Source organism: Stenotrophomonas sp. SrG, from assembly GCF_050031795.1.
Lineage (GTDB): Bacteria > Pseudomonadota > Gammaproteobacteria > Xanthomonadales > Xanthomonadaceae > Stenotrophomonas > Stenotrophomonas rhizophila_A.
Genome location: NZ_JBNBBE010001686.1, coordinates 1 through 231, shown reverse-complemented (window position 1 = coordinate 231; position 231 = coordinate 1). Strand labels below are relative to the sequence as shown.

Sequence of the window (231 nt, the reverse complement as noted above, 5' to 3'; positions counted from 1 at the left end):
CGCCGCGCTGCGCGGCCCGCCTCCCCCGGGCCCAGCGCCACCCGACTCCAAGGCAGCAACCCGTGACCAGCCCCTCCCGCCACGAACGCCTGCTGCGCGCCCTGCGCCGCGAACCGGAGGACTGCACCCCCGTCTGGCTGATGCGCAAGGCTGGCCGCTACCTGCCCGAATACCGCGCAACCCGCGCCAAGGCCTGCAGCTACCTGGACATGGCCAAGAACCCGGAAAACG

At 73.2% G+C, this 231-nt stretch carries 1 protein-coding gene; it reads left to right on the top strand.

What is annotated here, in order from left to right; all coding sequences use genetic code 11:
- Positions 1 to 62: 62 nt before the first annotated feature.
- The coding region (locus tag ACQG3P_RS25100; RefSeq protein ID WP_426806557.1) for a uroporphyrinogen decarboxylase family protein at positions 63 to 231 on the top strand (169 nt) is incomplete at its 3' end.